Raw genomic sequence first — 8,740 nt, forward strand, 5'->3', positions numbered from 1 at the left:
TAGTTGGAATGGCAGCTACTCCAGATGGAAAAGGCTATTGGTTGGTCGCAAGCGACGGTGGAATCTTCACCTATGGAGATGCAGCCTTTTACGGTTCAGCCGGAGCAATACCACTCAATAAGCCAATAGTTGGAATGGCAGCTACTCCAGATGGAAAAGGCTATTGGTTGGTCGCAAGCGACGGTGGAATCTTCACCTATGGAGATGCAGCCTTTTGGGGTTCAGAGGGTGGTCAAGGCATCTCAGATGTCGTTTCAATTGCACCATCTGGATCGAATGGATACCTTCTCTCAGGACAAGACGGGGAAGGCTATACATTTAATAAAAATACACCATTACCAACACCACTTCCGGTGGCGCCATCTAATTCACAGAGCGCTATCAACCCCTCGGGACAAAGCCTTGTAAGCTCGACAGGACTGACATGGAATAGCCAAGGAGTTTCCAGCGACAGCGGAGTTCATTTCTCGTCAGCATCACCTCCAATTGGCCAGAGCGCACCAGCAGCTGGGACTTTCGGCTTCCTAGAGACTCAACCGGGTTCATCTCTTCCCGTCCGGTACAATCCGTGCGTTCCCATCCACTATGTCGTCAACACCTCGGAAGCACCCTCATGGGGGCTATCACTTATCAAAAGCGCCTTCGCCGAACTCCATGACGCTACAGGTATCACCTTCGTCTTCGACGGAACGACTGCAACCTTTCCATCCTCTACCTATCCAGGTTGGCAAAATGGCACCCCTTCACCGATGCTCGTAGCGTGGGAACATAACGGTCAAACCAATTACCTACCGGCCGGCCACAACTATGTAGGTATGGGAGGATCATCCTTTACCTATAGTTCGAGCGCTGGGCAATATGAATACATAACTGGCCAAGCAGCAATATCTTCTAGTTACAATCTATCCCAGGGACAAACGATAAATCTAGCTCTCCACGAGTTGGGCCACGTTATAGGCCTTGGACATACCTCCCAGAACAGTCAAATAATGTATCCATACAACCAATCCAACCCGACTACCTACCAATCAGGCGACCTCGCCGGACTCGCACGGTTAGGACTGGCCGCCGGCTGCCTTGATTGATTAGATCATGGAAATGATAGATCGCACAACTCCAAATCACCCCTAGCTAGCCAAACAGCCACCGTCACAAATAGCCAGAAGGCAAAAAGTTCGATGGTGGCTAAAGTCATCCAGTCAAATAAACCAACCGAAGGATCACTAGGGAAAAATCAAATCGTCTCACAAAAGTCCCTCGGAATCCCTCGAGCATAGAGAGTCGACCCTATCCATGGTCCCCCAGACCACGGGCATAGAATCAAACTTTAATATTCTCAAAAGTTTTTAACCCTTTTTGATGCTAGGGCTCGCAGGTCACTGTTATTTTCTATAACATGGAACTCGGTATCAGTGGGAAACATGCACTTGTAACAGGTGGATCAAGCGGCCTAGGCCTTGGAATTGCAAATGCACTAGCAGCCGAAGGTGTAATAGTGACAATAGCATCACGGAATGAGGCAAAGTTAGAAAAAGCAATCTCCGAAATAGGCCATGGCGCCAAAGGCTTCGTCTGTGATCTATCTCAACCCGAAAACGCAGCCACCCTAGTTGATCAAGTCACTTCGGATCTCGGACCAATTGACATTCTTATCGCCAACGCTGGTGGCCCACGACCAGCCATGCCATCGCAATTGGCGCTCTCGGACTTTCGATTAGCGATAAACCAAAATCTACTCTCCTCCGTTGGCCTCTGCCAAAGCGTAATACCCAATATGGTGGAACGGGGATTCGGTCGAATTATCGCGGTAACATCGCTTTACGTGAAGGCTCCATCTAGTCCTCTCACCCTTTCGAATACGGCCAGAACTGGACTGACTGCATATCTGAAATCTCTATCAAACGAGGTTGCGCCCAATAACATAACCGTCAATTCACTTTTGCCTGGCCTTCATCAAACACAAAGATTGATCGAACTCAGCGGAGCCAACTTACAAGAACGTGCAAAGACAGTCCCATCTCTTCAGCTGGGAGACAGTGAAAGTTTTGGTAAAGTTGCGGCCTTCCTCTGTTCAAAGTGGGCTTGGTACATCACGGGACAAGCAATAACCGTTGACGGAGGACTGACGCCTGGTCTCTTTTGAGAAAGCCAGACCTAAACCATGGCCGACCATAATCCACTGCGAGACCCTCGCCTGTTGTGTGGGCTAAAGCTTTTACCTTTGTCATCTTGACCCACGTAAGTCAACTCAACCTACCAAAGCTTCATTATCGCCACGAGATTGTGCAGCTAACTCCATTAAAGCCATGGTTGCAATATCCATTCGGATTGGCATATAGGTATTGTTGATGGTAGGCCTCGCCATAGTAGTATTGCCCCAAACGGCCAACCTCGGTCCTAATCAAGCCCCGAGAGCGCTCTTGCAGTTCCTTACCATAAGCTTCTTTTGCCCTATTGGCAATGGAATATTGGGCATCGGTTGAAGCTAATACCATCGAGCGATATTGAGAGCCCACGTCATTGCCTTGCCGCATCGACTGAGTTGGATCGTGATTCTCAAAGAATGACGAGAGAACCTCATCGTAGCTAATGATCTTTGGATCGTAGACTATCCGGGCAACTTCACCGTGACCGGTACGTCCGCTACAAACCTCTTCGTAGGTCGGATTCGGAGTAAAACCCCCGCTGTAACCGACGCTAGTCGAGACAACTCCATTCAATTGCCAAAAGATCCTCTCAGCGCCCCAAAAGCAGCCCATTCCAAGAACTGCAATCTCAAGGTTAGGATCGAATGGTCCAAACAGTTCCGTCCCAAAAACTCTGTGGCGTGCGCCTAAAAAGATCGGTTCATCTCGACCTTTTAACGCCTCATTCGGACCTGTCATCTTAGAAACTTTCCCAAACATTTAACTTGTTTTATCCTTCCAAAATCGGATCGAGGAACTTCAATTGTTTTGAGAGACAAAAAACCGACTATCTAAACCAACACAACAGGTCAAAAACGAAAAATATTCACACAGCTACCATATTCTCCGGAGATAGACGGCGAGCCTAGGCCATCGGGAACACTTTAAAAGGATCAAAAGCAATGCTGGCCAAATCACCCGCGACTCGCCATAGAGTTTGATTAAGACGCTCACGTCAATCGATTCGCATCTAGAGTGGAGTTTTGTATGGACTGATCGATAATGATCGCCCTGGAAATACCGCGATAGATAAGGAAACGGACAAATGTTACGGCACATGGTTATCTTTAAGTTCAAAGAGGATACCGATCCCAAGGCGATCGATCTTCTAGCAGATGAGCTTTCAAAGTTCTACACCGGCTACGTTGGATTCACAAAAGCCATTCGAGGCAAAGACCTCAAACTGCGTCAGGGGAATGGCGATCTAGGCATCTGCGTCGACTTTGAAAGTGAACAGGAATTCCGAGCTTATGCTGATGACAAAGATCACCTAGAGCTGATAAAAAACTATGTAGCGCCGATCATAGAATCTCGGGCTGCAGTACAAATCGAGATCTAACACAGCAATACTATCTTCGAGAGAGATCAAGAGCTAGTAGTCACGCCTGAGACTATAAGCTCTTGATCTATCGCCTCAATGGAGTCCAGAATATATCGCTCCCGCGAAAATCGATCTACGGCAAGATGGTAGCTCGATTCATCGACCAGCGCAATAGTCTCTGCAAACCTCTCCTCAATCAGATCGACTTTAGCGGGTGAATAGAGCTTCAATATCTCAATGATCTCCTCCGCATCATCGCCGTCCAACGCTTTCAATATTGCATCCACTTTGCTCGAAAGATTTACCAGTGAATGGCGCAATATCTCTCTATTGGAATACAGAAAGCTACCAACCATAACTGGAGAGCTACGCGCTACGCGTGTTACACCAGCAAAGGAGTTTCCAGACAGAGTTTGCAGTAGAACCTGATCGTTGACCTCATTGGCGAAACTCGATGTCAGATAGGCAAATACATGAGGAAGCTGAATCGTAAAGTTGGTGACGCGATCGTGAATTGCAGGATTTACGAAGATCACACGTGAACCTAGATCGTGAACTATCAATTGTGCTACGGCCAATGACGACCTAGGATCGCTCGCGCTACCAGAAGATACAACCATGGTCCGCCCACGAAACAGGTCGAGTTCTGCCCCTTCAAAAGATGGTCGCTCATTTCCTGCAAGGGGATGGATGCCTACGTAACTAACGTAACGCGAATCAAAGTTTAAAGAAAGTACTTTAGTTTCGATATCTAATTTGGTTGAGGCCATGTCTACCAAGACAATTGGCGACTTTAGGGCTAAATCCGATATCATCTCAAGAAGTCGAATGACTTCAAATGATGGTACCGCGAGAAATACGATTTCGGAACTCTCCAAAATCTCTATCAAATTAGCCTTTATCTCGATTCCGTTAGCCTCCCCAAAGGCGCAAGCCGTCTCGCTTAGGTCAAACCCATAAACCTCATAGGATCCCTTGAGTCCAAGCATCAACGAAGAGCCGATTTGGCCCAAACCTATAATTCCCACCCTCTTGAAACCTGGCAATCGAAAGATCCTTAGACTAGCAATTTCTCAAATCCCCTGCCAGTAAGTCCAATTTACTCGAGAAGACTTAGCCGGAGACAATATTTCTAAATTAGCGACGACTCAGCGTACTGTGGGAAATAAGTGCCTCTAACGTCCCAACACTACCTCTTGGAAGGTTGGGCGAAGGAACTGAAACATCGATTCCTCGCCACCGCGGATAGGAACCTAAAAGTTTAATGGTTGCATCAAGCTCAAATAGTTCACCAACCATCGACGATATCTGTTCATCATATATATGACCCTCTAGGACAATATGCATTGCATAATTGCCAATCTTTGCCGAAAGGGGCCGAGAGAGTATGTGATTCATATTGACGCCATGGCGTGAAAATATAGCTGCCACCTCAGATAGAAATCCGACCCGATCTGAAGTCGGAGTAACCACTAACGACGTGCGATCATCCCCCGATGGCGGTGCCACTTCCCTACCCAAAAGCACATAACGGGTTCGAATATCAGGTACATCCATCACCGCATTTGCAACCAGCGAGAGACCATAACTCTCCCCCACCACCATTGGCGCTAGAGCAATCACGGTAGGATCACGATTGTCTGCGACATATCGCGCTGCCTCAGCCGTTGAAAGAGCATGGCGGGTCACAAGCGAGTGTTGTTTAATATATTTAGTACACAGATCCAAAATTAGCGGATGTGAAACGACTGTGGTTGGCTGGACTGCTGGATCTAGACAGTATGCATCAATACTCTCGGCAAGCACAACCTCTTCGCGAATCATTACATTCTCGACTTCGAAGATCAACTTGTCAAGATTGATGGTCATCTCGCCATCGGTAGAATTTTCAAGCGGAATAATTCCCAAGGCACCGGGTGTGTAATTTACGGTCTCAACCACATCAGAGATTGAGGACATAGGAAGCGGTTCGGGCCCCTCAACCGATCTCAACAACGAAATTGCCCTAAAGTCCGAGGTACCTCTAGGTCCCAGGTAACAGATGATCATTCCTTAATTGCTCCTTCAATTTCTATGGGTCATCTTAAACGGCTTCCGGCAATCAGCAGGCAAAAGTCACGACAAGAATCTCCTCTTGCAATCTCAATTGAATCGAACGAGCAGAATTGAGACCAAAGTTATAGGAAAACGAGCAAACCAAGAAACAGTATCGGCAGTTGCAAGGAAAAATTATCCTAATCTTGATAGGGACGGAAGGACCCAGTTCCCAAGATAATCAAGTGTCTTTGGGCGATAATCATCTTACGAGATTCATCGCTATCCTTCATAATCTGGGGTGCAAGAACAACTAACCAAAGGCGAAATCTAGGGTGCGAATTCAATCTGGAAGCTCAAAAGGAAAAGCCATCTCCACAAAAGTCAGTGAGAAGACACGACCAACAACTGCGCGAGTGCGCAAGGCCATCTTCGATACCCTCTTTGGAAAATTTGAAATCGCCAACGCGAGTGTTTTAGATCTGTTTGCAGGGACGGGCTCCTTGGGCTTTGAGGCCGCCTCTCGCGGTGCCGCCGAGGTAGACCTAGTGGATATCGACCGAATGGCAGCCAACGCCCTTTTGCGTACAGCCACCTCCCTAGAGGAAAAATCGAGCTGTAAATTTAGAGTTTGGAACCAAAATGCCTTTATTTACCTGAGAAATGCTAACCGAGTAGATCACCCTGTGGACTTGGCCTTTTGTGATCCCCCTTACCTATTTAGCGAGTGGGACGATCTATTTTCACTTCGCCCTGGGCGGTTCCTTGTAGTTGAATCAAATCGTCAAATTGCACAACACCCCAACTATAACGAGGTTACGCTAAAGGTGTATGGTGATACCTATGTCTCGTTTCGCACGTTAGCGCAAAGCTAGATACGATTGATCGAGATAAGAGTTATCTCTTTAGCAATATTGGCATGAACAAAGATTTATCAGTTGGGTGGGATAGCAAAAGTTGAGAGTTGCACTATTTCCTGGATCATTTGATCCCTTTCACAACGGCCATATGGAAGTCGTCGAGCGAGGATCTCGTCTCTTTGACAAAGTGGTAGTTGCGGCTATGAGAAACCCTCAAAAGGCATCTGCTCTATTTAACCTTTTAGAGCGACAGGAACTCATAGAGGCATCAGTCTCTCACCTTGACAATGTAGAGATCGTCGCGCTCTCTACATTGGTTGTAAATCTTGCCGAAGAAATTGGAGCTAACGTTATCATTCGAGGACTCAGGGCAGTCTCTGACTTTGAAAATGAACTTCAAATGGCTCAGATGAACCGACAACTCTCCGGGATAGATACAATCTTTATTCCAACGTCATCTGAATATTCATTTTTTAGCGTCGCGACTGCTCCGAGAGGTGGCATCCTATGGGGGTAATGTATCAAAGATGGTACCAGAGCCTATAGCTAACGCGATACTTGCTAAATTTAGAGAGTGAGTTCAATAGGAGACCGGCGATTGAACCATAGAAAATCTTCACTTGCAGCCTTGTAGTATGCATCGCTGCAACAAACCTCATCGATTGAAACTTCAATCTCATCAAAGGCAAGAATTGATCTCATGGACCCTTACTAGATAGCGGTTGTCCACTTCATAACTTTATGAAAAGAACACAATATTTCAACCAATATCTCAGAAAAGCCACGATAACCAAAACACTCTCGATCCAAGTTGACATAACAATGGTCAAATTGGATCGAACCCTATAGTTGAAACCAAATCGGATAGGTTTAAAACTCCTCAAGGCCAAGGGCCCTCGTCACGACTCAGTCAGGCATCAAAGTGTACCAAATAGCTGCTATTAGCCATCCTAGAGAAGGTCGATAGTGCCTATGTGGGAATAGGGGACAGTCTCATACGTTTTTAACAAATCGATAGTTTAGAAAGAAGAAGCAGATGAAAGCGATATATTACGAAAACTACGGCGGTGCTGATGTCCTTCAATATGGAGAAGTACCTGAACCCAAGGTAGGTCCAGACTCAGTTTTAGTCGATATCTCAGCAACGTCGGTCAATCCAGTCGATTGGAAGATTACTGCTGGATACCTAGACCAGGTCTTGTATACAACCTTTCCTATCATCCCAGGTTGGGATGCCTCTGGCGTAGTAGCGGCAAAAGGACCCGCCGCCTCTGAAATAAAAGAGGGTGACGAGGTCTATGGCTACATCCGCATGGATTTCATACATGCTGGCACCTTCGCAGAGCGAATTGCTGCCCCAATCAGAACACTCGCACGCAAGCCTAAGAATCTAACCTTTGCCGAAGCAGCATGTGTTCCTCTAGCTGGCTTAACTGCCTATCAAGGTCTGGTCAACGCTCTCGGTATCCAAAAGGACGATACCGTCTTTATAAGTGCGGGTGCTGGAGGAGTCGGTACATTTGCAATCCAGATTGCAAAATCACTCGGGGCGAACGTGATAGCCAGTGCATCTCCACTTAACCATGACTTCATTGCATCCTTGGGCGCAGAGCCCGTAACCTACGGAGCAGACCTGATAGCTGGGATCTCAAAGCAAGCTTCAGGCGGTTTGGACGCGTACTTAGACCTCAATGGCGGTCCAGAAGGCCACCGTCCGATCGAATTACTAAAGCAAAGTAACAGGGTCGCATCTATCGCCGACGCTAGTGTCGCTCAAATCGGAGGCAAATATGTCTTCGTTCGCCCGAGCATCCAAGACTTAAATCATCTAACCAAGTTGATCGAATCCGAACAAATTCGACCGATAGTCACCGAGAGCTACGCCTTAAAAGATAGCGCTGACGCCTTCAAGTCAAATATGAGTGGTCACACGCGCGGCAAAATCTCAATCGTAGTCAAATAGCACGCTCCAAATCTCCAACTAACCATTGGAATTTAGGCAATTGGCTCAGCCATCCAAAAGACAATTAGCGCGTTCAGATAGATCTCAATTACAAGATCCAAAGATTGCTCTCAAAATAGCTATCCAATAATAATTCAGCTCACCTCAAATACTCCTCCTTCATCGCGCTCTCGAAAGATACCTTCTTTGAAGGAGGAGTACCGGCCAACAGGAACATCTCAACCGATGGTCCATTATCACCAAAGGCTATGGCGAAAAAGAAGAGTTCTAAAAACGTTAAAAGATGCAGACCTAAACTTGAGTGCAACCCGAAATTGAGAGTCAAAAACTAAAGTCTCCCTAATCCAATGTTGAGACGAGGTTATCTCTTTTTTAG

General features: G+C 46.8%; 9 protein-coding genes. 6 read left to right on the forward strand and 3 right to left on the reverse strand.

Annotated elements, in window-relative coordinates; translation table 11 throughout:
* Together AXFE_RS04015 and AXFE_RS04020 are read left to right on the forward strand one after the other, a co-directional pair.
* Window positions 1-1,085, forward strand: a 1,085-nt coding sequence (locus AXFE_RS04015) for a matrixin family metalloprotease (protein ID WP_152625849.1), incomplete at its 5' end; no start/stop codon positions are given.
* 311 nt (window positions 1,086-1,396) lie between these two features.
* Window positions 1,397-2,143, forward strand: a complete 747-nt coding sequence (locus tag AXFE_RS04020) for an SDR family oxidoreductase (protein ID WP_052604602.1) — start codon at window positions 1,397-1,399, stop codon at window positions 2,141-2,143.
* 124 nt (window positions 2,144-2,267) lie between these two features.
* On the opposite strand, the gene msrA is transcribed toward AXFE_RS04020, so the two are convergent.
* Window positions 2,268-2,906 carry a peptide-methionine (S)-S-oxide reductase MsrA gene (gene msrA / locus AXFE_RS04025; protein WP_052604603.1) on the reverse strand — a complete coding sequence of 213 codons (639 nt, stop codon included), beginning with the start codon at window positions 2,904-2,906 and terminating at the stop codon, window positions 2,268-2,270.
* Window positions 2,907-3,231: 325 nt separating this feature from the next.
* On the opposite strand from msrA, the gene AXFE_RS04030 reads away from it, so the two are divergent.
* Window positions 3,232-3,525, forward strand: coding sequence for a Dabb family protein (locus tag AXFE_RS04030; protein ID WP_082058469.1), 294 nt, complete (start codon window positions 3,232-3,234; stop codon window positions 3,523-3,525).
* Window positions 3,526-3,551: 26 nt separating this feature from the next.
* Here the strand turns inward: AXFE_RS04030 and AXFE_RS04035 are convergent, their stop codons facing one another.
* Together AXFE_RS04035 and AXFE_RS04040 are read right to left on the reverse strand one after the other, a co-directional pair.
* The gene (locus AXFE_RS04035; RefSeq protein ID WP_052604605.1) at window positions 3,552-4,553 is read right to left on the reverse strand and encodes a prephenate dehydrogenase; all 1,002 of its coding nucleotides are present in this window, start codon (window positions 4,551-4,553) and stop codon (window positions 3,552-3,554) included.
* A 91-nt stretch (window positions 4,554-4,644) separates the two neighbouring features.
* Entirely contained in the window at window positions 4,645-5,556 is a 912-nt protein-coding gene (locus tag AXFE_RS04040; RefSeq protein WP_052604606.1) for a prephenate dehydratase, read from the reverse strand.
* Window positions 5,557-5,876: 320 nt separating this feature from the next.
* Here AXFE_RS04040 and AXFE_RS04045 point away from each other — a divergent pair, with 320 nt between their 5' ends.
* The 3 genes from AXFE_RS04045 to AXFE_RS04055 all read left to right on the forward strand — a co-directional run bounded on the left by AXFE_RS04045 (window position 5,877) and on the right by AXFE_RS04055 (window position 8,364).
* Window positions 5,877-6,416, forward strand: coding sequence for an RsmD family RNA methyltransferase (locus AXFE_RS04045; protein WP_052604607.1), 540 nt, complete (start codon window positions 5,877-5,879; stop codon window positions 6,414-6,416).
* Window positions 6,417-6,498: 82 nt separating this feature from the next.
* Entirely contained in the window at window positions 6,499-6,918 is a 420-nt protein-coding gene (gene coaD / locus AXFE_RS04050) for a pantetheine-phosphate adenylyltransferase (RefSeq protein WP_235347594.1), read from the forward strand.
* Between the two features lie 519 nt (window positions 6,919-7,437).
* Window positions 7,438-8,364, forward strand: a complete 927-nt coding sequence (locus AXFE_RS04055; protein ID WP_052604608.1) for an NADP-dependent oxidoreductase — start codon at window positions 7,438-7,440, stop codon at window positions 8,362-8,364.
* Window positions 8,365-8,740: the final 376 nt, after the last annotated feature.

The sequence above is a fragment of the Acidithrix ferrooxidans genome, assembly GCF_000949295.1.
Classification (GTDB): domain Bacteria; phylum Actinomycetota; class Acidimicrobiia; order Acidimicrobiales; family Acidimicrobiaceae; genus Acidithrix; species Acidithrix ferrooxidans.